Annotated in this window: 24 protein-coding genes; 11 read left to right on the top strand and 13 right to left on the bottom strand. The window is 63.1% G+C overall.

Features of this window, described 5'->3' with window-relative positions; all coding sequences use genetic code 11:
• Window positions 1-147 precede the first annotated feature (147 nt).
• Together C8J33_RS00780 and C8J33_RS00775 are read right to left on the bottom strand one after the other, a co-directional pair.
• Entirely contained in the window at window positions 148-702 is a 555-nt protein-coding gene (locus C8J33_RS00780) for an RNA polymerase sigma factor (RefSeq protein WP_092985587.1), read from the bottom strand.
• Between the two features lie 8 nt (window positions 703-710).
• A complete protein-coding gene (locus tag C8J33_RS00775; RefSeq protein WP_092936330.1) occupies window positions 711-905 on the bottom strand; it encodes a NepR family anti-sigma factor in 195 nt (64 codons plus the stop codon).
• 140 nt (window positions 906-1,045) lie between these two features.
• On the opposite strand from C8J33_RS00775, the gene C8J33_RS00770 reads away from it, so the two are divergent.
• Both C8J33_RS00770 and C8J33_RS00765 read left to right on the top strand, forming a co-directional pair.
• Window positions 1,046-1,840: a response regulator gene (locus C8J33_RS00770; protein WP_110801774.1), complete on the top strand. Its 795-nt coding sequence runs from the start codon at window positions 1,046-1,048 to the stop codon at window positions 1,838-1,840.
• Between the two features lie 178 nt (window positions 1,841-2,018).
• Entirely contained in the window at window positions 2,019-3,050 is a 1,032-nt protein-coding gene (locus C8J33_RS00765) for a sensor histidine kinase (RefSeq protein WP_245507027.1), read from the top strand.
• Between the two features lie 303 nt (window positions 3,051-3,353).
• Here C8J33_RS00765 and C8J33_RS00760 read toward each other — a convergent pair whose 3' ends face one another.
• The 9 genes from C8J33_RS00760 to C8J33_RS00720 form a co-directional block, all read right to left on the bottom strand.
• The gene (locus tag C8J33_RS00760; protein WP_132662714.1) at window positions 3,354-4,931 is read right to left on the bottom strand and encodes an FGGY-family carbohydrate kinase; all 1,578 of its coding nucleotides are present in this window, start codon (window positions 4,929-4,931) and stop codon (window positions 3,354-3,356) included.
• Window positions 4,932-5,046: 115 nt separating this feature from the next.
• Window positions 5,047-5,736, bottom strand: a complete 690-nt coding sequence (locus C8J33_RS00755) for an HAD family hydrolase (RefSeq protein ID WP_132662713.1) — start codon at window positions 5,734-5,736, stop codon at window positions 5,047-5,049.
• A 7-nt stretch (window positions 5,737-5,743) separates the two neighbouring features.
• A complete protein-coding gene (locus C8J33_RS00750; protein ID WP_132662712.1) occupies window positions 5,744-7,228 on the bottom strand; it encodes a mannitol dehydrogenase family protein in 1,485 nt (494 codons plus the stop codon).
• Between the two features lie 49 nt (window positions 7,229-7,277).
• The gene (locus C8J33_RS00745; RefSeq protein ID WP_132662710.1) at window positions 7,278-8,051 is read right to left on the bottom strand and encodes an L-iditol 2-dehydrogenase; all 774 of its coding nucleotides are present in this window, start codon (window positions 8,049-8,051) and stop codon (window positions 7,278-7,280) included.
• A complete protein-coding gene (locus C8J33_RS00740; protein ID WP_110801779.1) occupies window positions 8,048-9,049 on the bottom strand; it encodes an ABC transporter ATP-binding protein in 1,002 nt (333 codons plus the stop codon). Before C8J33_RS00740 ends, C8J33_RS00745 begins: the two co-directional genes overlap by 4 nt.
• 45 nt (window positions 9,050-9,094) lie before the next feature.
• On the bottom strand, window positions 9,095-9,919 hold the full coding sequence (locus tag C8J33_RS00735; RefSeq protein ID WP_110728447.1) for a carbohydrate ABC transporter permease: 825 nt from the start codon (window positions 9,917-9,919) through the stop codon (window positions 9,095-9,097).
• Between the two features lie 13 nt (window positions 9,920-9,932).
• Entirely contained in the window at window positions 9,933-10,805 is an 873-nt protein-coding gene (locus C8J33_RS00730; protein WP_132662708.1) for a carbohydrate ABC transporter permease, read from the bottom strand.
• A gap of 265 nt (window positions 10,806-11,070) precedes the next feature.
• Window positions 11,071-12,393, bottom strand: coding sequence for an ABC transporter substrate-binding protein (locus C8J33_RS00725; RefSeq protein ID WP_110728449.1), 1,323 nt, complete (start codon window positions 12,391-12,393; stop codon window positions 11,071-11,073).
• Window positions 12,394-12,542: 149 nt separating this feature from the next.
• Window positions 12,543-13,496 (bottom strand): sugar-binding transcriptional regulator, encoded by a 954-nt coding sequence (locus C8J33_RS00720; protein ID WP_110728450.1) that lies wholly within the window; start codon window positions 13,494-13,496, stop codon window positions 12,543-12,545.
• A gap of 177 nt (window positions 13,497-13,673) precedes the next feature.
• Between C8J33_RS00720 and C8J33_RS00715 the strand changes: the two genes are divergently transcribed.
• Window positions 13,674-15,038 (top strand): NAD(P)-dependent oxidoreductase, encoded by a 1,365-nt coding sequence (locus C8J33_RS00715; RefSeq protein ID WP_132662706.1) that lies wholly within the window; start codon window positions 13,674-13,676, stop codon window positions 15,036-15,038.
• 12 nt (window positions 15,039-15,050) lie between these two features.
• Entirely contained in the window at window positions 15,051-16,364 is a 1,314-nt protein-coding gene (preA, locus tag C8J33_RS00710) for an NAD-dependent dihydropyrimidine dehydrogenase subunit PreA (RefSeq protein ID WP_132662704.1), read from the top strand.
• 78 nt (window positions 16,365-16,442) lie between these two features.
• Here the strand turns inward: preA and mqo are convergent, their stop codons facing one another.
• Complete coding sequence (mqo, locus tag C8J33_RS00705) at window positions 16,443-18,146, bottom strand: malate dehydrogenase (quinone) (protein WP_132662702.1); 1,704 nt, start codon at window positions 18,144-18,146, stop codon at window positions 16,443-16,445.
• A 336-nt stretch (window positions 18,147-18,482) separates the two neighbouring features.
• Between mqo and C8J33_RS00700 the strand changes: the two genes are divergently transcribed.
• Window positions 18,483-20,177: an adenylate/guanylate cyclase domain-containing protein gene (locus tag C8J33_RS00700; RefSeq protein WP_132662700.1), complete on the top strand. Its 1,695-nt coding sequence runs from the start codon at window positions 18,483-18,485 to the stop codon at window positions 20,175-20,177.
• Between the two features lie 22 nt (window positions 20,178-20,199).
• Here C8J33_RS00700 and C8J33_RS00695 read toward each other — a convergent pair whose 3' ends face one another.
• Window positions 20,200-20,865, bottom strand: a complete 666-nt coding sequence (locus C8J33_RS00695; RefSeq protein WP_132662698.1) for a TetR family transcriptional regulator C-terminal domain-containing protein — start codon at window positions 20,863-20,865, stop codon at window positions 20,200-20,202.
• 272 nt (window positions 20,866-21,137) lie between these two features.
• On the opposite strand from C8J33_RS00695, the gene C8J33_RS00690 reads away from it, so the two are divergent.
• From C8J33_RS00690 to C8J33_RS00665, 6 genes are read left to right on the top strand one after another with little or no spacing between them, the layout of a single operon-like run.
• Window positions 21,138-22,388: a Zn-dependent hydrolase gene (locus tag C8J33_RS00690; RefSeq protein WP_132662697.1), complete on the top strand. Its 1,251-nt coding sequence runs from the start codon at window positions 21,138-21,140 to the stop codon at window positions 22,386-22,388.
• A gap of 38 nt (window positions 22,389-22,426) precedes the next feature.
• Complete coding sequence (locus C8J33_RS00685) at window positions 22,427-22,639, top strand: antitoxin MazE-like protein (RefSeq protein ID WP_165910708.1); 213 nt, start codon at window positions 22,427-22,429, stop codon at window positions 22,637-22,639.
• Window positions 22,636-23,016 carry a type II toxin-antitoxin system PemK/MazF family toxin gene (locus C8J33_RS00680; protein WP_132662693.1) on the top strand — a complete coding sequence of 127 codons (381 nt, stop codon included), beginning with the start codon at window positions 22,636-22,638 and terminating at the stop codon, window positions 23,014-23,016. Before C8J33_RS00685 ends, C8J33_RS00680 begins: the two co-directional genes overlap by 4 nt.
• Window positions 23,013-24,467 (top strand): dihydropyrimidinase, encoded by a 1,455-nt coding sequence (hydA, locus tag C8J33_RS00675; protein WP_132662692.1) that lies wholly within the window; start codon window positions 23,013-23,015, stop codon window positions 24,465-24,467. Before C8J33_RS00680 ends, hydA begins: the two co-directional genes overlap by 4 nt.
• Window positions 24,467-24,832, top strand: coding sequence for a hypothetical protein (locus C8J33_RS00670; protein ID WP_132662690.1), 366 nt, complete (start codon window positions 24,467-24,469; stop codon window positions 24,830-24,832). The genes hydA and C8J33_RS00670 overlap by 1 nt, the downstream gene beginning before the upstream one ends.
• A complete protein-coding gene (locus C8J33_RS00665) occupies window positions 24,829-25,650 on the top strand; it encodes an ABC transporter ATP-binding protein (protein WP_132664401.1) in 822 nt (273 codons plus the stop codon). The genes C8J33_RS00670 and C8J33_RS00665 overlap by 4 nt, the downstream gene beginning before the upstream one ends.
• Window positions 25,651-25,753 lie beyond the last annotated feature (103 nt).

Here is a 25,753-nt window from a genome sequence, read left to right as displayed (position 1 = left end):
AGGACCGAAGGGATGGTCGGCGGGGTTGAATCGGTTCGACCGGAATCTGCATGATCCTGCGCGCGACAGCAATGGCGAAAGACGCAAGGTCAAAAAATCGGCGCGTCCGAAAACGCGCCGACAGACATTGGGTAATCAGTTATTGCCTCAAGAAACGAAGGCGCGCGACGTCAGCGGCGCGGATGTCGCATCCGGCCCATATTCGTTCTCGCCCGTCACCTGCAGAATATCCGACAGGCGCTGGCGGGCGCGGTTCACGCGGCTCTTGATGGTCCCGAGGGCGCAACCGCAGATCTCTGCCGCTTCCTCGTAGGAAAAGCCCGAAGCGCCGACGAGAATAATGGCTTCACGTTGGTCAGGCGGCAGCATATTCAGTGCGCGCTTGAAATCCTGCAGGTCCAGCGACCCATACTGCGACGGATGCTGGGCGAGCGACTCCGTGAAGAAACCGTCGCTGTCCTGCACCTCGCGGCCGCGCTTGCGCATCTGGCTGTAAAGCTCGTTGCGCAAGATCGTGAACAGCCAAGCCTTCATGTTGGTGCCCATCTCGAAGTGATCCTGTTTCGCCCAGGCCTTCATGATCGTATCCTGCACCAGATCGTCGGCGCGATCGTGACGTCCGATCAGCGACATGGCGAAAGCGCGCAGGCTCGGCAGGGCGGCCAGCATTTCACGCTTGAAACTGGGTTCTTCAGCCGACATCTTGGTACTCATTTCGCACCGTCCGGAACGTGACGACGCTCGACGGCGTCGAGTTGCTCAAGGAGATCCAGAAAACGATCGGGAATGGCTTCCTCCTGCACGGAAACATATAGCGCGCGTAACTTCGTTGCGATCTGCGCATGTGGATTGTCGGACCGGACCGGCTCGCCGGCTCCGGAACTTGCCCCAGTTTTATCGGTCATGAATACGAAATACCTCGCGTGGTGATCGGACCCTAAATGCATGACGGAAAAATTTGTTCCCGCAACGGAACCTTTTTTTTGGATCAACGTTCCCATAACTGTCATGGCCAAGATTTCGGCCGGATTGAGGGAGTTTTTGAATGTCATTGTCTACCCGGATCGCTCCGTTCCTGCCCTATCTGCGCCGGTATTCCCGCGCCTTGACGGGGTCCCAGACCTCGGGCGATGCCTATGTCGCCGCTGTCCTGGAGGCGCTGATCTCGGATATGTCGATTTTCCCGGAGGCAAGCAGCGACCGCGTCGCGCTATTCCAGCTTTACACCAAGCTGTTCGGGTCCTCCTCGGTCCTGATTCCCGAGCCCGTTTCACCCTTCGCGTGGGAAAAGCGCGCCTCCATCAACCTCGCATCCGTCTCTCCCCTCGCCCGGCAGGCTTTCCTGCTGGTGTCCGTCGAAGGCTTCCGCACCAGCGAAGCTGCTGAGGTTCTTGGAACGTCGGAAAGCGGCATGGCGCAGCTGATCGAGCGGGCATCCGAGGAAATCTCTCGTCAGGTCGCAACCGACATCATGATCATCGAGGACGAACCGCTGATCGCGATCGATATCGAGCAGATGGTCGAAAGCCTCGGCCACCGTGTCACCGGCATCGCCCGCACGCGCGACGAGGCCATCGCCCTCTTCAATGCGACGCAGCCGAGCATGGTGCTGGCCGATATACAGCTGGCCGATGGCAGCTCGGGCATCGACGCAGTGAACGAGATCCTGCGCAGCGCAGCCATTCCCGTCATCTTCATCACCGCCTTCCCGGAACGCCTCCTGACAGGCGAGCGTCCCGAACCGACCTTCCTCGTGACCAAGCCGTTCAATCCCGACATGGTCAAGGCGCTGATCAGCCAGGCCCTGTTCTTCAACGAATCGACCCAGGCCGCTGCCTGAGGATCCGCAGCATATGCTTGCACAGTGTCGACGAGCCGCGCCCTTCCGGGCGCGGCTTTTCGCATCGGTCGTTCAAGCCGGCATCGTCGCAACATCATAACAATGATGGAACGGACCCGGCTTTGCCTCGTTAACGCGTCAGCCGCCCTGTATTGTAGTGAATGAAGAGGCATCCCGCGTGACCAGCGCAAGCAGTTCAACATCTCCAGCCGGCAAGATCAACGCCGCCGAAGCTGGAGAGAGTATAGGACTGCTCGACCGCGTCGTGAAGAAAACCGGCGCGGGTTACATCTTCCAGTCCGAAGCTCTCGACGTTCTTCTTTCCGGCAATCTGCCCGACCGACTGAGCGGCCTTCTCTCCGAAAACGGCGACATCGGCGTTCTCGGCGATGAGGACGGCAACCGGTTGCTGGCCCTGAAGAGAACTGTCTTCGAGACCGCCGAAGACGACTGCATGGAGGTCGAACTTCCCTCCCCCGCAGGCCTGATGACCTTCCGGATCGATCTGGAGCGGATCACCACACACGGCACGGATGGCATTCTCTCGGTCATTACCGACATATCGGAAACCCGTCACCGGGAGCGTGTCCTGAAGACCCTCCTTCGGGAACTCAGCCACCGCTCCAAGAACCTGCTCGCCATCATCCAGGGTATCGCGACCCAGACGGCGCGTCAGGCGCTTTCGCTCGAAAGTTTCATGGTCAAGTTCCGCGGGCGCATCCAGTCGCTGGCCTATTCGCAGGATCTCGTGACCGATTCCAGCTGGCGGGGCGCGTTCCTCTTCGCGCTGGCCGAAAAGCAGTTCGCCGCCTATTGGCCCGAACCCCGCATGCCGATCGTCGCCACCGGCATCAATGCGCATCTGTCACCCAATGCCGCGCTGCACATCGGCCTCGCGCTGCACGAACTCATCGTCAATTCCGCCTCCCACGGCGCCATCGCGGCCGGCGTGAATTCGCTGACGCTTGACTGCTTTGAGACCGTCTTCAATGACAAGCCCGCCCTTGAGCTCGCCTGGATCGAACATCTTCCGGAGGCTGACCACACGCGCGACCACGATGAGCCGAGCTTCGCCCGGACCGTTCTCGAACGCGTCGTGCCCATCGCCGTTGCCGGAAAGGCCCTCTACATCACCTCTGCGGACCGGATCGAATATCACCTGACGATCCCCGCGCATGAATACGAGATCCTCACCTCCGTCGAGGATTAGACGGGCCTTCATACGATCTGGATATCGCAACTGTGCTTTCGATGACGTAGCGGCGCAGCGATGTGATTTTTCTGAAGCTGAAAAAGAAACAGCCAGTGCCGGGGGGAGGCACTGGCTGTATTCGACAACTCACCGAGGGGGCATGTGAGTTGGAAGCCGGATATTCTTGGGTGGTTCTCATTGGGGGCGATGAGAACCATGGTCCGGACGTCTAATAAACACGCCGTCCAGACATTGGTTCCCCGGCTCCACATCTTTTTTGAAAATTTTCTGCGACGCCTAGAATAGTCGCTGGTGAGACGTTCAATCCGCCTCCAACTCCGCCCGGTGACGGTACAGGCTGAGGAATTTTTCGTAGTCGCGGTCGTAGACAGCCTTCATCGCGGGGTCGGGCTGGCGTGCGAAACCGCCCGGGCTCATCGCCGCGCCGGCGTCCGCCAGATCCGCGTGAACGCCACCGGCAACGGAGGCCACCATCGCCGTTCCCAGGAGCACCGCATCCGTGGTTTCCGGCACAACGACACGGCATCCCGTCGCATCGCTGTAGAGGTCCATGAGCAGCGGGTTGCGCACATGGCCGCCGGTCACATGCAGCGTATCCACGTGATAGCCGGCATCCTTCATCATCGCGAGGATGTGGCGCACGCCGAGCGCGATGGCGACGCAGGTCCGCCAGTAGAGCCGGCAGAGGGCGTCGAAAGAACTGTCGAGCGTGAGACCGGAGATGACCCCGCGCGCATGCGGGTCGGCAAGCGGCGAGCGGTTGCCGTGAAAATCCGGCAGCACGTGCAGCCGCGCAGCGAAGTCCGTGCCGTAGGCCGCACGCAGTTCCTGGATGCGGAGCACGATCCGCGCATGGATTTCCGCGTCCGGCTCGCCGCCGGCACTGTGGCTGCGCACCACATGGTCGAGCAAAGCCCCGGTCGCCGACTGCCCGCCTTCGATCAGCCATTGCCCGGGAAAACCGGCCTCGTAATAGGGGCCCCACATGCCGAAGCCGGCGCGCATCTCGCGCGAGAACGCGACAACACAGCTCGACGTACCCGCGATGAGCGCCAGTTGCCGCTCCAGCACCTCCGGCCGGTTCGCGAACTGGCCGAGCACGCCGATCGCGCCGGCATAGGCATCGATGAGACCGGTCGCAACCCGGCAGGCCTCGTGAAGCCCGAGATCGGCCGCCGCCTCCGCCGTGAGCACCCCGATCGGGGACCCGACCGGCGAAGCTTCGGCCTGAAGGCTCCCGCGCTCCAGAAGATCGTCGAGGCCGATCGCATCGAGAAAGTCCGGCTGCCAGCCGCCGGCATGGCTCAGATAATTCCACTTCGCCGTCAGCGTGCAGCGCGACCGCATCGTGCTGCCCGTCGCCCGCCATGACATGAAATCCGCGAGGTCAAAGAGATAGCCGATCCGCTCCCACTGCTCCGGCAGGGTCTGCTTCAGCCAGAGGAGCTTCGGCATCTGCATTTCCGGCGACATGACGCTGCCGGAATGCCGGAGCACCGGATGCTTCGTCGCGGTGCACACGTCCGCCTGCGCCAGCGCACGGTGGTCCAGCCAGACGATCGTGTCCCAGCGCGGATCACCCTTGCGGTTGACCGACAGCGGCGCACCGTCATGATCGCGCACGACGAGCGAGCATGTCGCATCGAAGCCGATGGCGGAGATGGCCTCGGCGGGAACGCCCGCCTTGGCACGCGCCGTCTTCACCGCAATGCAGACCGCCGACCAGATATTTTCGGAATCGTGCTCGGCGTGGTTTTCTTCCGGCCGGTTCATGAGGATCGGATAATCCGCCCGCGCCAAAAGGCCACCGGCGGCATCGAAGATCCCTGCCCGCGCGCTGCCCGTGCCGATATCCACTGCGACGATCAGATCGCCCATGTCGCACCCGTCATGTCACGCATGGTCGGCCAGGCTCCGGACAACGAACAGGCGCCCGGCGCTGTCCGAGGGCTCGCCGGTGTCGCAAGGTCGATGCTGGAAGCGATGCGGTGCGTCAGCCTGGGTGTCCATCCCGCTTTTGTTCTTTGGCCACAAGATGGATGAGTTCGCGCATATCGTCAAACACCGCATCCGGCTGAAGCGCACGAATGGCACCGAGATGCCGCTCGGTGCGGGCATGCGAGGCGCCCGTGAAGGCGAAGACGCGCATGCCGGCAGCTTTCGCCGCGACGATGCCGGCCGGGCTATCCTCGATGACGATGCACTTGTCCGTCGCCACGCCCATTACCCCGGCTGCATGCAGGAAGAGGTCAGGCGCCGGCTTGCCGTTGGTGACCATGGTCGCGCTGAAGATATGCGGGTCCAGTCGGTCGATGAGCCCGGTGATGGTCAGCGACAGGCGGATTCGCTCCATCTGGCTCGATGACGCAACGCAACGCGGCACCTCCAGATGGTCGAGAACACCGGCGATCCCGGCGATCGGCTGCAGCTCCGTTTCGAACCGCTGATAAAGGTCGCGCCGCATGTCTTCGAGAAACGGCTCGTCCAACTGCAGCCCGAAGTCGTCGTGCAGGATCTTCGTCATCGTCATCAGGCTCTTGCCGAGAAACCGCTCGGTGGCCTCGTCGGCGTCCATCTCGACGCCGGCGGTGCGCAGCACCCGCACCAGCACATCGATCGACAAGGGCTCGCTGTCGACCAGCACGCCATCGCAATCGAAGATGACAAGTTCGGGTGCGGCCATGATGATCTTACTCCGTCAGTTTTCCGTCGAGATACAGCTGCAGCGTCTGGCGCGTGCCCTGCTCCCATAGCGTCTTTAAGGCATGAGTAAAACGCTTGGCGAAAAGTTCCGACTGCGCGACCTCGCCGAAGATGTCCGAAAGCGCCAGAAACGCCATCGGATCGTCCTTCGCCTTCACCGCCGCTTCATGCAGCCGGTCGGCACTGGCGTCGTTGAAGGTGATGGCCGCACCGCTGTCGGTCGTGCCGGCAAAGTAGCGGCACCAGAGGGCAGAGACCAGCGCCAGCCCCACGACGTCGAGGCCCTGGCGCAGGCGGTCGCCGGTCGAGGGCAGGATGAACTTCGGTTGCCGGTTCGACCCATCCTGCGCGAGACGGGGAATCGTATCGCCGATCTTCGGGTTGAAGAGACGCGTCTCGACCTGCTTGTAATAGGCCTTGAGATCGGTCTCCGGCACGGGCGGCACGATCGGGATGATCTCGTCATGCTCGAGCTTTTCGAGGAACGCCTGGATGATCGGCTCCTCCATCGCATCATGCACGAAGTGAATGTCGAGCAGCGCCGCGGGATAGGCGATCGCCGCATGTCCGCCATTGAGAATGCGGATCTTCATGAGCTCGTAGGGCGCGACGTCGGCCACGAACTGGACGCCGACCGTTTCGAGCGCGGGCCGGCCGGCGGGAAAATGATCCTCCAGCACCCACTGCTTGAACTCCTCGCAGAACACCGGCCAGGCATCGTCGATGCCGTAATCATCGGCGGCGATCCCGATTTCGCGCGGACCCGTCGCCGGCGTGATCCGGTCGACCATGCCGTTCGGGAAGGCGACATTGGCGTCGATCCAGTCGGCAAGCCCTGCGTCCGACAGGCGGGCAAGACCGGAAACGGCGGCATGCGTGACTTCGCCATTGCCGGGAATGTTATCGCAGGACATGACCGTGAACGGCTGGATGCCCTTTTCCCGACGTGCCTTGAGCCCGGCGATAACAAGGCCGAACACCGTCTTCGGCGCATCCGGGTTTTCCGCATCGGCAACGATCGCCGGATGCTGCGGGTTGAAGTGGCCGGAGGCCGGATCGATGAAATAGCCGCCTTCGGTGATCGTCAACGAGACGATGCGGATCGCCGGATCGGCAAGACGGGCGATGGTGTCGGTCGGGTTGCCCGGCGCAAGGTAGTCGATCATGGGGCCGGTGACGCGGGCAGCCGAGCGGTTGTTGTCCTGCTCGACCACGGTGGTCAGATAATCCTGCCCGGCCAGCTTGTCGCGCATGGCGGCATCCGACGGCAGGACGCCGGCTCCGACGATCGCCCAGTCGAGATCGCGGCCCGTGTTGAACAGATCGTCGAGATAGACGGCCTGATGGGCGCGGTGGAAATTGCCGACGCCGAAATGGACGATCCCGGCGCTCAGCGCGGATCGCTCGAAAGCCGGAACGGTCGCCGTGGCCTTGATGGCGTCGAGGTTTGCAAGCGAAAGCTTGGTGGTCATGGTGTTACCCTTTTCGGAAAGCGGCTTGGAAGTTGAGCGGGCCTCGGCCTCAGCTCATCCAGTTTCCGCCGTCGACATTGTAGGTCTGGGAGACGATGTAGTCGCTGTCCTTTGACGCGAGGAACACGGCCATACCGGTCAGGTCCTGCGCAGTTCCCATGCGCCCGAAGGGCACTTCCGCGCCGACGAGCTTCTTCTTCTCGCCGAGCGGCCGGTTCTCGTATTTCGCGAACATCGCGTCCACGCCGTCCCAGTGCTCGCCGTCCACGACGCCGGGGGCGATCGCGTTGACGTTGATGCCGTGCGGGATGAGGTTGAGGCCCGCCGACTGGGTCAGGCTGATGACCGCCGCCTTGGTGGCGCAATAGACTGCAACCAGCGCTTCGCCGCGCCGTCCGGCCTGGCTCGCCATATTGATGATCTTGCCACCGCGCCCCTGCGCGATCATCTGCTTCGCGGCGGCCTGCAGCGTAAAGAGCGTACCGGAAACGTTGATCGCAAACAGCCGGTCGTAGCTCTCGCGGGTAATCTCGGCGATCGGCGCAAGGTCGAACAAAGCCGCATTGTTGACGAGAATATCGAGGCCGCCCGCCTTCTCGACGACGGTCGCAATCGCCGCATCGATGGAGGCCTGCTGCGTCACGTCCATTTCCACAGGATAGGCCTGCGGCCCCAGCTCGGTTGCCGTCTCGGTGGCGCGCGCGAGGTTGATGTCGGCAATCGCGACCGTTGCACCTTCGGCGATGTAGGCTTCCGCGAATGCGCGGCCGATGCCCCGGGCTGAACCCGTGATCAGCGCGCTTTTTCCTTCAAGACGTTTCATCGGATCGCCATGCCCTTCTCGTTGAACTTATGGATGCGCGCCTCGTCGGGCGTGAGATAGACGGTGTCGCCGTGGTGCACGGGCACATCGCCCGCGATGCGCGCGGTCACCTGGCCGATGCCTTCGACCTGAATGTGGAGGAACGTGTCGGCGCCGAGATGTTCGGCGACGCTGACCTTGCCCGTCCACGTGCCGCTCTCGCGCGAGAGCTTGAGGTGCTCGGGCCGCACGCCGATCGTGTGGGCGTCGTAGCCGCTTGCAAAGGTGCCGGTCGCGAAATTCATACGCGGCGAGCCGATGAAGCCGGCGACGAAGAGGTTGTTCGGCTTGTGGTAGAGATCGAGCGGCGACCCGACCTGCTCGATATTGCCGGCGTTCAGCACCACGATCTTGTCGGCCATGGTCATGGCCTCCACCTGGTCGTGGGTGACGTAGATCATCGTGGTCTTCAGCTGGTTGTGCAGTTCGCTGATTTCCAGGCGCATCGTGCCGCGCAACGCCGCATCGAGGTTGGAGAGCGGCTCGTCGAAGAGGAAGGCCGAGGGCTCGCGCACGATGGCCCGGCCGATGGCGACGCGCTGGCGCTGGCCGCCCGAAAGCTGGCCCGGCCGGCGGTCGAGATAGTCGGTGAGATTGAGGACGCGGGCGGCCTCAGTCACCTTTTTGTCGACCGCAGCCTGCTCCATCTTCGCCATCTTCAGCGGGAAGGCGATATTATTGCGCACCGTCATGTGCGGATAGAGCGCATAAGACTGGAACACCATGGCCAGACCGCGCTTGGCGGGTGCCTCGTTGGTGACGTCGCGGCCATCGATCTCGATATGGCCGGAGGTCGCGTCTTCGAGCCCTGCGATGATCCGCAGCAGCGTGGACTTGCCGCAGCCCGAAGGCCCGACGAAGACCACGAACTCGCCGTCCTTGATTTCGAGGTCGATGCCCGGAATGACCGTCGTGGCGGCGAAACTCTTCGAGACGTTCTTCAGACGTATATTGCCCATGGTGCGCGCTCCCGCTCGTCTTGTCGTTATATCTTTGTTGAACTGCTACTTCACGGCGCCGAAGGTGAGGCCGCGCACAAGCTGCTTCTGGCTGAACCACCCCATGATCAGGATCGGCGCGATGGCGAGCGTCGAGGCTGCCGAAAGCTTTGCCCAGAACAGGCCCTGCGGCGACGAGAACGAGGCGATGAAGGCCGTCAGCGGTGCTGCGTTCGTGGTCGTCAGGCGGATCGTCCAGAAGGCTTCGTTCCAGGCGAGGATGATGTTGAGAAGCATGGTGGAGGCGATGCCCGGCACCGCCATCGGGGTCAGGACGTAGACGATCTCGCCCCACAGCGACGCCCCGTCCATGCGGGCGGCTTCGAGGATCTCGCCCGGAATTTCCCGGAAGTAGGTGTAGAGCATCCAGACGACGATCGGCAGGTTGATCATGGTCAGCATGATGGTGAGGCCGAACCGGCTGTCGAGCAGGCCGAAGTCGCGGAACAGAAGGTAGATCGGCACCATGACGGCGGCAGCCGGCATCATCTTGGTGGAGAGCATCCACATCAGGACGTCCTTGGTGCGCGGCGTCGGCGAAAACGCCATCGCCCAGGCGGCGGGCACCGAGATCAGCAGCGCCAAAAACGTCGAGCCGACCGAGATGATCACCGAGTTCAGGAAGAACTTGAAGTAGTTGCTTTGCGCCTGCACGGCGGCATAGCTCTCGACAGTACCTGACGGGATCAGGTTGAAGCCCTGGATCGCCTCGGTCTCGGATTTGAACGAGGTGATGATCGTGTAGAGGATCGGGAAGAAGATCACCAGAGCCACGATCCAGGCGAGCACGGTGAAGAAGACGGTCCTGCGGGTTGAAACGGCGCGTGCCATGGTCTTGATCTCCCTACTTGTCGAGGTTCTTGCCAACGGCGCGCATCAGGAAGAAGGCGACGATATTGGCGAGGATGACGGCGATGATGCCCCCGGCGGATGCACCGCCGACGTCGTAGCCGAGAAGGGCCGTGCGATAGATCAGGAACGGCAGGTTGGTCGAGGCATAGCCCGGGCCGCCATTGGTGGTGACGAGGATTTCAGCGTAGACGCCGAGCAGGAAGATCGTCTGGATGAGAATGACGACGGTGATCGAGCGGGCGAGGTGCGGCACGGTCAGGTAGATGAACCGGTTGAAGAAGTTCGCCCCGTCCATCTCGGCCGCTTCCTTCTGCTCGCCATCGAGCGATTGCAGGGCTGTGAGCAGGATAAGCGTCGCGAACGGCAGCCACTGCCAGGCGACGATGATGACGATGGAGAGCAGCGGATACTGCCCGAACCAGTCGATCGGCTGCACCCCGAAGAAGCGGCTGATATCGGCAAACACCCCGTATTGCGGGTGCATGATCATGTTCTTCCAGACGAGTGCGGCCACCGGCGGCATGACGAAGAACGGGGAGATGACCAGAATGCGCACGATCCCCTGCCCCCAGACCGGCTGGTCGAGCATCAACGCGATCGCGATGCCGCCGATGACGGTGATGGCGAGAACGCCGACGACGATCACCAGCGTATTCCAGATCGACTGGAAGAAGGCGGGATCGCTGTAGAAATACTGATAGTTGAACAGGCCGGCAAAGCTGACATTGCCCGGATTGAGCAGATTGTAGTTCTGGAACGAGAACCAGAGCGTCATTGCCAGCGGCACGATCATCCAGATCAGCAGCAGCCCGACGGAGGGCGCCATCATGATCCGGGCAAGGCCTCGGGTATTCTGCGTTGCCATGGATAGACCCTCCCTCTGGTGTTGCCGGCTCTGACTTCCGCGAAGTTGGAAGGGGCGGCTTTTTGTTGTGTGGGTTGTGTGGTGCGGTGCGCGGGGCTAGTCCCTCATCCGCCTGCCGGCACCTTCTCCCCGCTTGCGCGGGGCGAAGGGCACTCGGAGTTGCCGTGTGGCACGTCCCCTCTCCCCGCGAGCGGGGAGAAGGCTAGGGTGAGGGGCGACACACGCATAACGCGTGAGGGGCAGCCCCACCCGTCAAGCTACAAGCTTACTTGATATACCCGCCACGCGTCATTTCGCGTGTCGTTGCCGTCTGTGCCTGCGCCAGCGCATCGTCCACCGACATCTGACCGGCAAGCGCTGCCGAGAACAGCTGGCCGACGGTCGTGCCGAGGCTCTGGAACTCGGGGATCGCCACGAACTGGACACCGACGTAAGGAACCGGCTTCGTCGAAGGGTTCTTCGGGTCGGCCGCGTTGATGCTCTCGAGCGTCATCTTGGCGAAGGGCGCCGCCTTCTGGTAGTCGGCGTTGGCGTAAAGCGAAGAGCGCGTGCCCGGGGGAACGTTGGCCCAGCCTTCCTTTGCAGCGACGAGGTCGAGATAGTGCTTGCTGGTTGCCCAGGAAACGAACTTCTCGGCCGCTTCGGCCTTCTGCGTGCCGGCAGGGATGGCGAGGTTCCAGGCCCACAGCCAGTTGCCGCGCTTGCCGAGGCCCGTATCGGGCGCCAGTGCGAAGCCGACCTTGTCGGCAACCGTGGAGTCCTTCGGGTTGGTCACGAAGGATGCCGCGACCGTGGCGTCGATCCACATGCCGCACTTGCCCTGCTGGAACAGCGCCAGGTTCTCGTTGAAGCCGTTGGACGAAGCGCCCTGCGGGCCGGCATCGTTCATCAGCTTGACGTACATCTCAAGCGTGTTCTTCCACTCGGGCTGGTCGAACTGCGGCTTCCAGTTCTCGTCGAACCAGCGTGCGCCGAAGGCGTTCGACGTTGCCGTCAGGAACGCCATGTTCTCGCCCCAGCCGGCCTTGCCGCGAAGGCAGATGCCGTTGATGCCGTTGGCACGGTCGGTCATCTTGCGGGCCGCGTCGTTGATGAAGTCCCAGGTCGGCGCGTCGGGCATGGTGAGCCCGGCCTTCTCGATCAGGTCCTTGCGGTACATGACCATCGAGCTTTCGCCGTAGAACGGTGCGGCATAGAGCTTGCCGTCGGCCGTCAGGCCCGAGCGGATGGCCGGCAGCAGGTCGTCGACATCGTAGTCGGCGCCGAGATTGTCGAGCGGCAGGAGCCAGTTCTGCTTGGCCCAGATCGGAACCTCGTAGGTGCCGATGGTCAGGACGTCGTACTGGCCGCCCTTCGTGGCGATGTCGGTCGTGACGCGTTCACGCAGGACGTTCTCTTCCAGCGTCACCCATTCGAGCTGGATGTCGGGATTGGCCTTGGTGAAATCGTCGGTGAGTGTCTGCATCCGGACCATGTCGCCATTGTTCACCGTTGCGATGGTGAGGGTCTCGGCCTGAGCCAGACCGCCGGAAACGGCTGCAATGACGAGTGCCGAGCAAGCGCCCAGCAGAGATGTCTTCAAATTCATGATCTTCCTCCCAGAAGAGTAATGAGCATTTGCCTCGCTCACGGGCAATTACTCATTTTCAGGGTGGACTTGTCAATCGCATTCGATGCTGCAGCGCCGAACACACCGTTAAGTCATCGGAAGAACTGACAATTTTTTGACATATTTGCTCAGGGAGCGAGCAGATATTCGGCCGTTTCCTCGTCGGTGATCACGCCGTTGATGAGTCCGCCGCGCAACGCCGCACGCAACGCAAGGTACTTGCGACGGCCCTTGGCCATGCCGATCAGGGTCGCCGTGTCACGCGATGGCAGGGGCACGCTGGCCACCCGCTTGTTGATGTCGCCCGAGATCAACTGCCCGTCACCATCGAACATCCAGCCGCAGATCTCGCCTGCCGCCCCCTGCTCCACCAGTTGCGCCATCTCGTCATGGGCGAGAAATCCGTCCTGGCAGAGCGGTGCATCGGTTCCGACCTCGCCGATGCCGACGAAGGCGATATCGGCCTGCGTGCCGAGGCTAAGCGCCGACTGCACGAGGATCTGCTTGTGCAGCACCTCGCGCTCTTCGGCCGAGGACACGATGACCGGCAAAGGCATCGGGAAATGTCGCGCCTTTACCGCGTCGGCCATGGAAAAGATGACGTTGTAATAGGCCGCCGACCCGTCGACGCCGATATTGCCGGTGAGCGAGACGATGCGGTGCTGCGGACAATCCATCGCCGGCAGCTGGTCGATCGCCGCCTTCAGCGTCCGTCCGGTTCCGATCGCCATGATGATCGGATCGCTCGATTTCAGCCAGCGCTCGATCTCGGCCGCGCCCGCCTCGGCGATGCCGACGGTGGTGGAGGACGAGGTCGGATCGCTCGGAACCACCTCCGCCTGCCGCAGCCCGTAGCGTTCCTTCAGCCGCAGGCCGAGTTCCATGCAGGCGGCGATCGGGTGGTCGAGCCGGACCTTGATCAGGCGCTCGGCCATAGCAAGCGACACGAGGCGCTGGGCCGACTGGCGCGAAATACCCATCTGCCCGGCGATCTCGTCCTGCGTCCGTCCGGCGACATAATAGAGCCAGCCGGCGCGTGCCGCATCGTCGAGCCGTGCATTCGCTTCCGGTCTGCGTGCCATGTCATGCCCCTCCCAAGGTCCAGCGGGAACCCGAAGTGCTGACACCTTTTGGCCAGACCTGTCAATCGACCCGTCCCCTCAGGGAATACCGAAGGGCGGCTCGAAATTTTACCGTTTGATCAAGAAATTTTCCATGTTAGCCTTCGCTGATCGTGCGGTTGCCATTGGGAGGAAAACATGGGAACGACGGACTCCGGAATGATCGGCGGGCGGCTGACGCCCGGCCAATATGAGGCGAACTTCGCGGATCTGCATCCGCGCCTGGACGAGCACGAGGCGCTCGTCGCATCCGACCGCTGCTATTTCTGCTACGACGCACCGTGCATGACGGCCTGTCCCACCTCCATCGACATTCCCCTCTTCATCCGGCAGATCGCGACGGGCAATCCGATCGGCTCGGCCAAGACGATCTTCGACCAGAACATCCTCGGGGGCATGTGCGCCCGGGTCTGTCCCACCGAAACGCTGTGCGAGGAGGCCTGCGTCCGCATGGAGGCGGAGGGTCGCCCGGTCGCGATCGGCCGGCTGCAGCGCTTCGCCACCGATATCGCCATGGCCGAAGGCCGGCAGTTCTACGAGCGCGCCCCTTCGACCGGCAAGACCGTGGCCGTCGTCGGAGCAGGCCCCGCGGGCCTTGCCTGCGCCCATCGCCTTGCCGTCAACGGCCATGACGTCGTGGTCTACGACGCCCGCGAAAAGGCCGGCGGGCTGAACGAATACGGCATCGCCACCTACAAGGCGACGGACGACTTCGCACAGAAGGAGGTGGATTACGTGCTCGCCATCGGCGGCATCGAAATCCACAACCAGCAAATGCTCGGCCGCGACATCACGCTCGCCGATCTCCTCGCCCGCCACGATGCCGTCTTTCTCGGCATGGGCCTCACCGGCGTCAACGCGCTGCGCACGGAAGGCGAAGCGGCCGAAGGCGTCGAGGATGCGATCGACTTCATCGCGGCCCTGCGGCAATCCACAGGCAAAACCGACATCCCCGTCGGTCGCCGCGTCGTCGTCATCGGCGGCGGCATGACCGCGATCGATGCGGCGGTGCAGGCAAAGCTGCTGGGCGCCGAGGAGGTGACCATCTGCTACCGCCGCGGACGCGAGCACATGAATGCGTCGCCTTACGAGCAGGATCTCGCAACGTCACGTGGCGTCACCATCCGCCACGGACTGCAACCGCGGCGCATCCTGGTCCGCGAAGACGGCAAGGTCGCCGGCATCGAACTCGACTACACCACGGATGTGGACGGACGTCTGGTCGCAACCGGCGAAACCGGTATTCTCGCGGCCGACCAGATCCTGAAGGCCATCGGCCAGACCCTGGAGGCCGATCCACTCGGCATCGTCGCCCTTCAGTCCGGGCGCATCGTCGTGGATACGGAAGGTCGCACCTCGCTCGATCGCGTCTGGGCCGGAGGCGACTGTCGCCTCGGCGGTGAGGACCTCACCGTGTCGGCCGTTGCTCAAGGCCGCGACGCCGCAGAATCGATCCACCGCACGCTGATGGCCGAGCGCCACCCAGCTGTCGCCGTTGCTTGAGGGAGATGGACCATGGCTGATCTGCGCAACAATTTCGTCGGCATCAAATCCCCCAACCCCTTCTGGCTCGCCTCGGCACCGCCGACCGACAAGGCCTACAATGTCGAGCGGGCCTTCAAGGCCGGCTGGGGCGGCGTCGTCTGGAAGACGCTCGGCGAGGACGGCCCGCCGGTCGTCAACGTCAACGGCCCGCGCTACGGCGCGATCTGGGGCGCCGACAGGCGGCTCCTCGGTCTCAACAATATCGAACTGATCACCGATCGCGACCTCTACACCAACCTGCGGGAGATGAAGCAGGTCAAGATGAACTGGCCCGACCGCGCCCTGATCGCCTCGATCATGGTGCCCTGCGAGGAGGAAAGCTGGAAGGCGATCCTGCCGCTTGTGGAGGAGACCGGTGCCGACGGCATCGAGCTCAATTTCGGCTGTCCCCACGGAATGTCGGAGCGCGGCATGGGCGCCGCCGTCGGCCAGGTGCCCGCCTATATCGAGATGGTGGTGCGCTGGTGCAAGCAGTACACCCGCATGCCGGTCATCACCAAGCTGACGCCGAACATCACCGACATCCGCCACCCCGCCCGCGCCGCCAAGGCCGGCGGCACCGACGCCGTGTCGCTGATTAACACGATCAACTCGATCACCTCGGTCAACCTCGACACCTTCGCGCCAGAGCCCTCGATCGACGGCAAGGGCAGCCATGGCGGCTATTGCGGCCCGGCGGTCAAGCCGATCGCGCTCAACATGGTCGCCGAGATCGCCCGCGATCCGGAAACCCACGGCCTGCCGATCTCCGGCATCGGCGGCATCACCACCTGGCGCGATGCGGCGGAGTTTCTCGTGCTCGGCGCCGGCAACGTGCAGGTCTGCACCGCCGCCATGACCTATGGCTTCAAGATCGTGCAGGAGATGATCACGGGGCTTTCGACCTGGATGGATGCCAAGGGCCACCGGACGCTCGACGACATCACCGGCCGGGCCATTCCCAACGTCTCGGACTGGCAGTATCTCAACCTCAACTACGTCGCCAAGGCCCGGATCGATCAGGATGCCTGCATCAAATGCGGCCGCTGCCATATCGCGTGCGAGGACACCTCGCATCAGGCGATTACGCAGTATGTCGATGGTGTCAGGCATTTCGAGGTGATGGAAGACGAATGCGTCGGCTGCAATCTCTGCGTCAACGTCTGTCCCGTGCAGGACTGCATCACCATGTTCGCCCTGCCCCCGGGCACGCTCGACGAGCGCACCGGCAAGGTGGTCGATCCCGCTTATGCGAACTGGACCACGCACCCGAACAACCCGATGTCACGGCAGGCAGCGGAATAACGAGAGCGCGTCGAACGGATCGTCGCGCTCCAATCATGACCTGCCGCGCGAAACGTCGGCAGGTCTAAGGTCGATAAACTAGAGCGCCATATCCGGTACACGGCGCACGTCGCCGGCCGGAAGAGCGGAAGGCGTCGTTGCGCCGATGGCCGGCGGTGCGATGGCGAGCTGAAGGCGTTCGCTCGTCGCGGCCCAGGCCAGCGCGAGCGCCTGCGGGTCGTCGTTGAGCTTCTTGCCGTAGCTTGGCACCATCGCCTGCACCCTTGCCTGCCATTCCGGCGTCGCCAGACGCTCGGCAAAGACCTTCTTCAGCACGTCCAGCATGATCGGCGCTGCCGTCGAGGCCCCCGGGGATGCCCCCAGAAGAGCCGTGATCGTACCATCTTCCGAGGCAACGATTTCCGTGCCGAGCTTTAGCACGCCGCCCTTTTCAGGGTCGCGCTTGATGATCTGCACGCGCTGCCCGGCCTGCCACAAGCGCCAGTCTTCACCGTTTGCCTGCGGGAAATACTCGCGCAAAGCAGCAAGGCGATCCTCGTCGGACATCAGCAGCTGACCGGCGAGATACTGGACGAGACTGAACTCGTTCATGCCCACCTGCAGCATCGGCCAGATATTGTCGAGCGTCACCGAGGCCGGAAGATCGAAGTAGGAACCGTCCTTCAGGAACTTGGTCGAGAAGGTCGCGAAAGGTCCGAACAGCACGACCTGCTTGCCATCCAGCATGCGCGTGTCGAGATGCGGCACCGACATGGGCGGCGCGCCGACCGACGCCTGACCATAGGCCTTGGCCAGATGCCGGTTGACGATTTCGGGTTTCTCGCAGACGAGGAACGACCCACCGACGGGGAAGCCGGCATAATCGGCAGCTTCGGGAATGCCCGACATCTGCAGCAGCGGCAAAGCACCGCCGCCGGCCCCGAGGAAGACGAATTTCGCGTTGATCACGCCCTTCTGGGCGCCGGTCCGCGTGTCGGTGTAGCTCACCCGCCAGGTGCCGTCCTCGTTGCGGGTGATCTCCTGCACATCGCTCGAGGCCGTCAGGCTGAAGGTCGGCTGGGTCTTCAGATGCGTCACGTACTGGCGGGTGATCTCGCCGAAGTTCACGTCGGTACCGAGCGGCGACCACGTGGCGGCCAGCGTCTGCGACCGATCGCGGCCTTCCATCATGATCGGAACCCATGTCGCGATCTCGTCATGGTCGCGCGAGAACTTCATGCCGGAGAACAGCGCGCTGGCCTTCAGCGCCTCGAAGCGCTTCTCCAGGAATTCCGTGTTGTCGTCGCCCCAGACGAAGCTCATATGCGGCGTAGAGTTGATGAAGGAGCGCGGGTCCTTCAGAACGCCGCGATCGACCTGATGCGCGAGGAACTGGCGGGAGACCTGGAAGGATTCGTTGATGCCGACGGCGCGGCTGATATCGACGTTTCCGTTCACATCCTTAGGGGTGTAATTGAGTTCTGCGAGCGCGGAATGCCCGGTGCCGGCATTGTTCCAGCCGTTGGAGCTCTCAAGCGCCACATCGTCCAGCCGCTCGATCATCTCGATCGACCACGACGGCTCCAGCTCGTTGATCAGCACGCCGAGCGTGGCGCTCATGATACCGCCGCCGACGAGAAGCACGTCCACCGTCTTTTCGGGCGCAAGAGCCCAGCTGGGAAGCGAGGACAAGGTGAGAGCGGCCGCACCGGTTGCAGCGGATCCAAGAAGTTGCCGACGACTTATGGCCAGATGCTGCGAAGTTCCCGAACGCGGAGCGCCGCTATTCTTTTCACCGGCCATGTCAACCTCACGTCTTGTTAGTCCCCCCAGGATCGCCGTATAAGCGAAACGTTTTTTGGTGACAAGGCAATTTGTCGCAGCGGAAAATCAGGCAAGATCCGTCCATTCCGGGATTTCGCGGTGGTCCTCGCTCACAGGCAAGACCAGGATGGATCCAACCACCGACGGATCTCTCGTTCCTTTTTAGATCCCGTGCACCTTTCATCGAGGGACAGGCCATACGGCGTTTGCAAACCGCTGACCTCGCTTGAACCCCACGTCGCAATTCGTGCGTTGCTCCGCGTCGGAATCTGGCCGATAAGCATGCTGTGATCAACCGTTGGGACCGGAGCCCGCTTGAAACGCGATCGTTCGAAGCTGCGCAAGCGCCTGCATATCTGGACCGGCGTGTGCCTGGGTCTGTTTCTGCTCACGCACTTCCTCAACCACGCGCTCGGTCTCATTTCGATCGACGCCATGGAGCGTGGCCGGGATCTCTTCAATCAGATCTGGCGCAGCCTGCCGGGAACCGTCGCCCTTTACGGGTCGCTTGCCGTTCATTTCGTGCTGGCGCTCGATGGCCTGCGGCGGCGGCAGACGCTGCGTATGCCGATGCGCGAGGCACTGAAGATCGGGCTGGGGCTCGCTCTGCCCTTCCTGCTGATCAGTCACGTCACCGTCACCCGCATCGACTGGATGCTGTCCGGCTACTCCGCCGATTATCGCGATGTCCTGCCGCGCATCTGGTCGAGAACCAGCAACACCGTCTGGCAGTCCGCGGCGCTGATCATCGCCTGGGCGCATGGCTGTCTCGGTTTCTGGTTCTGGATGCGCGGCCGGGACTGGTATCCGCGCATGGCGCTGACGCTCTATACCCTTGCGCTTCTGGTCCCGGTGCTGTCGCTGCTCGGCTTCATGGTCGCCGCCCGCACCCTCGGGCCCGCAATGCCGTCGAATGCCTGGTTCATGTCGGGCCGCACCGATCCCGCACGTCTGGCCGAGATCCGGCAGGCCATCTTCTATACCCTCGCGGCCTGCATCGGCTTCACGCTGCTCTGGCGGTCCTTCCCCATCCGCGGCAAGGTGCGTATCCGCTATCCCGATGGCAAGGTGCTGTCGGTCGCGCGTGGTTTCTCCGTGCTGGAAGCCAGCCGCTCGGCCGGCATACCCCATCTTTCCGTCTGCGGCGGACGAGGGCGCTGTTCCACCTGTCGCGTCCGCGTCACGGAGGGGCTGGAAGGATTGCCGCCACCGAGCGAGGGCGAGCGCCAGACGCTGATCCGCATTCGCGCCGGCGAAAATGTTCGCCTCGGCTGCCAGCTTCGGCCGAACCATGACGTGGCCATCGCTCCTGTGCTTGGCGCGGACAATGTCGGCGTACGCCCGCAGATCGGCGAGGACGTCGCCGCCGGTCGCGAACGCCGCATCGCCGTGCTGTTCTGCGATCTACGCGATTTCACGCTCCTCACCCAGCAGCAGCTTCCCTTCGATACGGTCTTCCTGCTCAATCGCTACTTCGAGACGATCGGCGAGGCCGTCGAGGGTGCCGGCGGCGTGATCGACAAATTCATCGGCGATGGCGTGCTGGCGATCTTCGGCCTCACCGGCCGGATCGAGGACGCCTGCGCCAATGCGCTGGAAGCCACGGCGCGCATCGCCCGCGGCATGGAGACGCTCAACCGCAACTTCACCAGCGAACTCGACAAGCCCCTGCGCATCGCCATGGGCATGCATGCGGGCCCGGCGATCATCGGCCATATCGGCTACGGCCGCGCCTCGTCCCTGACGGCCGTCGGCGATACCATCAACGCGGCAAGCCGTCTCGAAGGGTTCGCCAAGGAATATGACGCCCAGCTCGCCGTCTCCGCCGACGTCATTCGCTATGCCGGACTGACGCTGGACGACCGCGAAAGCTACGACATCGCCATTCGCGGCCGCAAGGGCACATTGGAAACGCTGATCGTCGAGAATGCCGAGGAGATCGGCACGCTGCTTGCTGCCGCCCGCGCCAGGAAAGCGGCCGTGGCGCAAGCCGCACGCACCGGCGCCTGATCAGACTTTCCGCGAAAAGATCTCAGGTCGCAGGTCCACCGTTGGCAGGCCCGCCCACCGCGAGACCATTGACGAAAAGCAGTTCCAGAAACCGGGCCGCATCCTCGAAACGCCCCTCGCCCGCCCGATCCGTGCCGAGCACCGCCCGCACCTGCACGTCGAAGTCGGCATAGTGCTGCGTCGTCGCCCAGATGGCGAAGATGAGGTGGTAGGGGTCGCACTTGGCGATCTTGCCGGCCTTGGCCCAGGCACGGATGACCTTCGCCTTTTCGTCCACCAGAGATTTCAGCGGCCCCATCAGCGCGTCCTCGATCCGAGGCGCACCCTGAAGGACTTCATTGGCGAAAAGCCGGCTCTCGCGCGGAAAATCGCGCGCCATTTCGAGCTTGCGCCGGATGTAGCTGCGGATCTCGGTCACTGGATTGCCCTCCGCATCGAATTCGCGCAGCGGATCGAGCCAGCTGTCGAGCACCCGCTCGATCAGTGCCCGGTGCATCGCTTCCTTGGTGCGGAAATAATAGAGCAGGTTCGGCTTCGACATGCCGGCGACCTCGGCGATCTGGTCGATGGTGCTGCCGCGAAAGCCGTTGGTCGCAAAGACCTCCAGCGCCGCTTCCAGAATCACCTCTTCCTTCTCTTCCTGGATCCGCGTGCGCCGTTGCGTTCTCGCTGCTCTTGGCAATGCCATCCCACGCCCCCTTCGCCGGCCTTCCGACCGCCATGTCCGTCACGTCGTCTGCAGCTTTTTCGTTTTTTTGCTTTTCCGTCTTGAGTGCTGCAACGGAAGTTGTAATGTTTACCAACCGGTTAAATTATCAGTCACTTCAATGACAAACGCAACGACTGATACGAGGGCGAACAAAAAGAATGCCCCATTCGACCGGCGGGAACAATGCAATCGAACGTCAGGCCCGATCGCGCCATGCGCATCGCCGTGTTCGAACGAAGAGGGATGAAGCCATGGCAGCACCAGGCGAGAATATGCGTGTCGATGCCGACCGTCTGTGGGACAGTCTCATGCAGATGGCGGAGATCGGCCCCGGCATTGCCGGCGGCAACAATCGCCAGACGCTGACCGATGCGGATGCCGAGGGCCGCAGCCTGTTTGCGACCTGGTGTCGCGACGCCGGCATGACCTTAGGCGTCGATCGCATGGGAACAATGTTCGCCACCCGGCCCGGCACCGATCCGGATGCCCTGCCCGTCTATGTCGGCTCGCATCTCGACACCCAGCCGACCGGCGGAAAATATGACGGCGTGCTTGGCGTGCTCGCGGGGCTGGAAGTCGTGCGCACCATGAACGACCTTGGCCTGAAGACCAAGCACCCCGTGGTCATCACCAACTGGGCAAACGAGGAAGGCGCGCGCTTTGCCCCCGCCATGCTGGCCTCCGGTGTTTTCGCTGGCGTCCACACGCTCGACTATGCCTATAGCCGTAAGGATCCGGACGGAAAGACCTATGGCGACGAGCTGAAGCGGATCGGCTGGCTGGGCGAGGAAGAGGTCGGCGCGCGCAAGATGCACGCCTATTTCGAATATCACATCGAGCAGGGTCCCATTCTCGAAGCGGAAAACAAGGCGATCGGCGTGGTGACGCACTGCCAGGGCCTCTGGTGGCTCGAATTCACGCTAACGGGCCGCGAGGCACACACGGGCTCGACGCCGATGGCGCTGCGCGTCAATGCCGGCCTTGCCATGTCGCGCATTGTGGAGATGGTACAGACTGTGGCCATGGGCGAACAGCCGGGCGCGGTCGGTGGCGTCGGCCAGGTCTTCTTCTCCCCGAACTCGCGCAACGTCCTCCCCGGCAAGGTCGTCTTCACTGTCGATATCCGCACGCCCGACCAGGCGAAACTCGACCGCATGCGCGCAACGATCGAAGCGGAGGCCGCCCGGATCTGCGAAGATCTCGGCGTCGGCTACGCGGTCGAGGCCGTCGGCCATTTCGACCCCATCACCTTCGACCCGACGCTGGTCTCGACGGTGCGGACCGCCGCCGAAAAGCTCGGCCTCAGCCACATGGACATCATCTCCGGCGCTGGCCACGATGCCTGCTGGGCGGCCAAGGTCGCACCTGCAACGATGATCATGTGCCCCTGCGTCGGCGGCCTCAGCCACAACGAAGCGGAGGAGATTTCCAAGGATTGGGCCAGCGCCGGCTGCGACGTGCTGTTTCATGCCGTGGTGGAGACGGCGGGGATTGTGGAGTAACATAGAACGACAGGATGAGGACCGCACAGGAGACGGCGATGGGACGTCCAAGAGAATTGTCACAAGAAGAGCGGGCGGACCTGATGAGGCGAGGCTATCGTCCGGTCGAGATCTGGGTTCCCGTTACCGATGATATGGCGTTTCAGGAGCAGCTTCAGCAGGAGGCACAACGGATCGCAGCCTCCGATGAGGAAGACGAAATCATGGACTGGATCGCGGCGGTCGGGCCGGTGGACTGGGACGAGCCATGAAACTCAGCCGGGGAGATGTCGTGATTGCGGTTTTTCCCGCTGAACTTGGAAAACCCAGACCTGCCGTGATCATGCAGGCAGATGCCTTCATCGAGCCTTTGAGCAGCATTCTTGCATGTCCGATTACAACATATCTGATCGACGCACCCGTACTTCGGCCCATCGTCGCGCCGACCGCTGAAAACGGTTTGCAGCACGTCTCTCAAGTTATGGTCGAAAAAATCTCGCCTCTGAAAAAGGAGGTCATTCGCCAACGAATCGGCCAGCTTGGGCCCGCGGATATGACAAGGCTCGAAATCGCTCTGACCTTGGCCGTTGGCCTGCCTTATCCCGCTCCCCCGACGAGCGAAAAGAAAGAACAACGGGAACATCCATGACCACTATCATCAAGAACGGCACCATCGTCACCGCCGATCTCACCTACACCGCGGACATCCGCATCGAGAACGGCCTCATAGCCGAGATCGGACAGAACCTGACGGGTGGCGACACGCTGGACGCGACGGGGTGCTACGTCATGCCCGGCGGCATCGACCCGCACACGCATCTCGAAATGCCGTTCATGGGCACCTATTCCGCCGATAACTTCGAGAGCGGCACCCGCGCGGCGCTTGCCGGCGGCACGACGATGGTGGTGGATTTCGCGCTGCCGAACCCCGGCCAGTCGCTGCTCGATGCGCTCGACATGTGGCACAACAAGACCTCGCGCGCGGCCTGCGACTATTCCTTCCACATGGCCATCACATGGTGGGGTGCGCAGGTCTTCGAGGAGATGGAGACCATCGTCCGCGACAAGGGCATCAACACCTTCAAGCACTTCATGGCCTACAAGGGTGCCCTGATGGTCGATGACGACGAGATGTTCGCCTCGTTCCAGCGCTGTGCGGAGCTCGGCGCCCTGCCGCTCGTCCATGCCGAAAACGGCGATGTGGTGGCGCAGATGCAGGCCAAACTGATGGCGGATGGCAATGACGGGCCGGAAGCGCATGCCTATTCACGGCCGCCGGAGGTCGAGGGTGAGGCAACGAACCGCGCCATCATGATCGCCGACATGGCCGGCTGCCCGGTCTATATCGTCCACACCTCCTGCGAGCAGAGCCACGAAGCCATCCGCCGCGCCCGGCAGAAGGGCTGCCGAGTCTATGGCGAACCCCTGATCCAGCACCTGACGCTGGACGAAAGCGAATATGCCAATCCCGACTGGGACCACGCCGCCCGCCGCGTGATGTCGCCGCCCTTCCGCAGCAAGCAGCATCAGGACAGCCTCTGGGCCGGCCTCTCCTCCGGCTCGCTGCAGGTCGTCGCCACCGATCATTGCGCCTTCACCACGCAGCAGAAGCGCTCCGGCGTCAGTGACTTCCGCAAGATCCCCAACGGCACCGGAGGTCTCGAAGACCGCATGCCGATGCTGTGGACCTATGGCGTCGCCACGGGCCGCATCACCATGAACGAGTTCGTCGCGGTGACCTCGACCAACATCGCTAAGATCCTCAATATATACCCGAAGAAGGGCGCGATCCTGGTCGGGGCCGATGCCGATCTCGTCGTCTGGGATCCGAACCGCACGAAGACCATCTCGGCAAAGACCCAGCAATCGGCGATCGATTACAACGTCTTCGAGGGAAAGACCGTCACCGGCCTGCCCCGCTATACGCTGACCCGCGGCGTGGTCGCGATCGAGGAGGATACGGTCAAGACGCGGGAGGGCCATGGCGCCTTCGTGCGCCGCCCGCCGGTGACGCCGGTCGCAAAGGCGCTCTCGACCTGGAAGGACATCACCGCGCCTCGAAAGGTCACGCGGACCGGCATCCCCGCGAGCGGCGTCTGATGCGCGCCCTTGCGCTCTTTGCCGCCTGCGGCTGCGTCTCCGGCGTCAGCATTGCCGCGCCCACATTTCTCGACGGTGCCTATGGCAATGCGGAAGGCTGCATCTATGCCAAGACCGGGGAATCGAGTGGCGCTGACGCCTTCTTCCTCCTCAACGATGAAGGCATCACCACGGCCACGGCCTATTGCCAGTTCGAGGGAACGGCCGCGAAAACTGCGTCCGGCTTCACCATCCGCACCCAGTGCGACGCCGACGGCGAGGTCGGCCCGACGGAAACCGTCGCGCTCGACGAGGGCGCGAACGGCTACACGATCCGTTTCAAGGACGGCACCACATGGGGACCGCTTTCGCAATGCCGCAGATGATACAAGATGCCCTCGTTCCGAAAACCGGGTCTCCGAATACCCGCTCCGTTGTATCCGCCCGGGATCTCGGGCTCACCTTCAAGACAGACGACGGCCCGGTCACCGCGTTGACCGGTGTCAATCTCGACGTCCGCAAGGGCGATTTCGTCTCCTTCATCGGCCCCTCCGGCTGCGGCAAGACCACCTTCCTGCGCGTCATCGCGGATCTGGAAAAGCCGACCGCCGGTACCATCACCGTCAACGGCACGACGCCCGAGGATGCACGCAAGAACCGCTCCTACGGTTACGTCTTCCAGGCCGCAGCCCTTTATCCCTGGCGCACGATCGAGCAGAACATCGCCCTGCCGCTGGAGATCATGGGCTACAGTGAGGCCGAGAAGCGGGCGCGGATCGAGCGCACGCTTGCGCTGGTCAACCTTTCCGGCTTCGGCAAGAAATTCCCCTGGCAGCTCTCCGGCGGCATGCAGCAGCGCGCCTCCATCGCCCGCGCGCTCGCCTTCGACGCCGACCTCCTGCTGATGGACGAACCCTTCGGCGCACTCGACGAGATCGTCCGCGACCACCTGAACGAGCAGCTCCTCGAGCTCTGGGCGCGAACCGAAAAGACCATCTGCTTCGTCACCCACTCGATACCAGAAGCCGTCTACCTCTCCACCAGAATCGTCGTCATGAGCCCGCGGCCGGGCCGGATCACCGACGTCATCGAGTCGACATTGCCGCGGGAACGCCCGCTGGATATCCGCGAGACGCCGGAGTTTCTGGAGATCGCCAGCCGGGTTCGGGACGGGTTGCGGGCGGGGCATAGCTATGACGAGTAGCGTGGGGTTGGGGGAGGAAAGAAGGAAGACCCTCTCTGCCCTGCCGGGCATCTCCCCCACAAGGGGGGAGAAGACTTGGGGCGCGCACATCGCTTCTGTCTTG

The sequence above is a fragment of the Rhizobium sp. PP-CC-3G-465 genome (genome assembly GCF_004343445.1).
GTDB lineage: Bacteria > Pseudomonadota > Alphaproteobacteria > Rhizobiales > Rhizobiaceae > Ferranicluibacter > Ferranicluibacter rubi.
The sequence above is the reverse complement of the archived record's forward strand: the minus strand, read 5'-3'. Positions and strand labels throughout refer to the sequence as shown.

What these genes read in the sequence shown, in the direction of transcription:
- C8J33_RS00780 (WP_092985587.1), bottom strand. Translation starts at nt 702, where the DNA reads ATGTCGGCTGAAGAACCCAGTTTCAAGCGTGAAATGCTGGCCGCCCTG.
- C8J33_RS00775 (WP_092936330.1), bottom strand. Translation starts at nt 905, where the DNA reads ATGACCGATAAAACTGGGGCAAGTTCCGGAGCCGGCGAGCCGGTCCGG.
- C8J33_RS00770 (WP_110801774.1), top strand. Translation starts at nt 1,046, where the DNA reads ATGTCATTGTCTACCCGGATCGCTCCGTTCCTGCCCTATCTGCGCCGG.
- C8J33_RS00760 (WP_132662714.1), bottom strand. Translation starts at nt 4,931, where the DNA reads ATGGGCGATCTGATCGTCGCAGTGGATATCGGCACGGGCAGCGCGCGG.
- C8J33_RS00755 (WP_132662713.1), bottom strand. Translation starts at nt 5,736, where the DNA reads ATGGCCGCACCCGAACTTGTCATCTTCGATTGCGATGGCGTGCTGGTC.
- C8J33_RS00750 (WP_132662712.1), bottom strand. Translation starts at nt 7,228, where the DNA reads ATGACCACCAAGCTTTCGCTTGCAAACCTCGACGCCATCAAGGCCACG.
- C8J33_RS00745 (WP_132662710.1), bottom strand. Translation starts at nt 8,051, where the DNA reads ATGAAACGTCTTGAAGGAAAAAGCGCGCTGATCACGGGTTCAGCCCGG.
- C8J33_RS00740 (WP_110801779.1), bottom strand. Translation starts at nt 9,049, where the DNA reads ATGGGCAATATACGTCTGAAGAACGTCTCGAAGAGTTTCGCCGCCACG.
- C8J33_RS00735 (WP_110728447.1), bottom strand. Translation starts at nt 9,919, where the DNA reads ATGGCACGCGCCGTTTCAACCCGCAGGACCGTCTTCTTCACCGTGCTC.
- C8J33_RS00730 (WP_132662708.1), bottom strand. Translation starts at nt 10,805, where the DNA reads ATGGCAACGCAGAATACCCGAGGCCTTGCCCGGATCATGATGGCGCCC.
- C8J33_RS00725 (WP_110728449.1), bottom strand. Translation starts at nt 12,393, where the DNA reads ATGAATTTGAAGACATCTCTGCTGGGCGCTTGCTCGGCACTCGTCATT.
- C8J33_RS00720 (WP_110728450.1), bottom strand. Translation starts at nt 13,496, where the DNA reads ATGGCACGCAGACCGGAAGCGAATGCACGGCTCGACGATGCGGCACGC.
- C8J33_RS00715 (WP_132662706.1), top strand. Translation starts at nt 13,674, where the DNA reads ATGGGAACGACGGACTCCGGAATGATCGGCGGGCGGCTGACGCCCGGC.
- preA (WP_132662704.1), top strand. Translation starts at nt 15,051, where the DNA reads ATGGCTGATCTGCGCAACAATTTCGTCGGCATCAAATCCCCCAACCCC.
- mqo (WP_132662702.1), bottom strand. Translation starts at nt 18,146, where the DNA reads ATGGCCGGTGAAAAGAATAGCGGCGCTCCGCGTTCGGGAACTTCGCAG.
- C8J33_RS00695 (WP_132662698.1), bottom strand. Translation starts at nt 20,865, where the DNA reads ATGGCATTGCCAAGAGCAGCGAGAACGCAACGGCGCACGCGGATCCAG.
- C8J33_RS00690 (WP_132662697.1), top strand. Translation starts at nt 21,138, where the DNA reads ATGGCAGCACCAGGCGAGAATATGCGTGTCGATGCCGACCGTCTGTGG.
- C8J33_RS00685 (WP_165910708.1), top strand. Translation starts at nt 22,427, where the DNA reads ATGGGACGTCCAAGAGAATTGTCACAAGAAGAGCGGGCGGACCTGATG.
- C8J33_RS00680 (WP_132662693.1), top strand. Translation starts at nt 22,636, where the DNA reads ATGAAACTCAGCCGGGGAGATGTCGTGATTGCGGTTTTTCCCGCTGAA.
- hydA (WP_132662692.1), top strand. Translation starts at nt 23,013, where the DNA reads ATGACCACTATCATCAAGAACGGCACCATCGTCACCGCCGATCTCACC.
- C8J33_RS00670 (WP_132662690.1), top strand. Translation starts at nt 24,467, where the DNA reads ATGCGCGCCCTTGCGCTCTTTGCCGCCTGCGGCTGCGTCTCCGGCGTC.
- C8J33_RS00665 (WP_132664401.1), top strand. Translation starts at nt 24,829, where the DNA reads ATGATACAAGATGCCCTCGTTCCGAAAACCGGGTCTCCGAATACCCGC.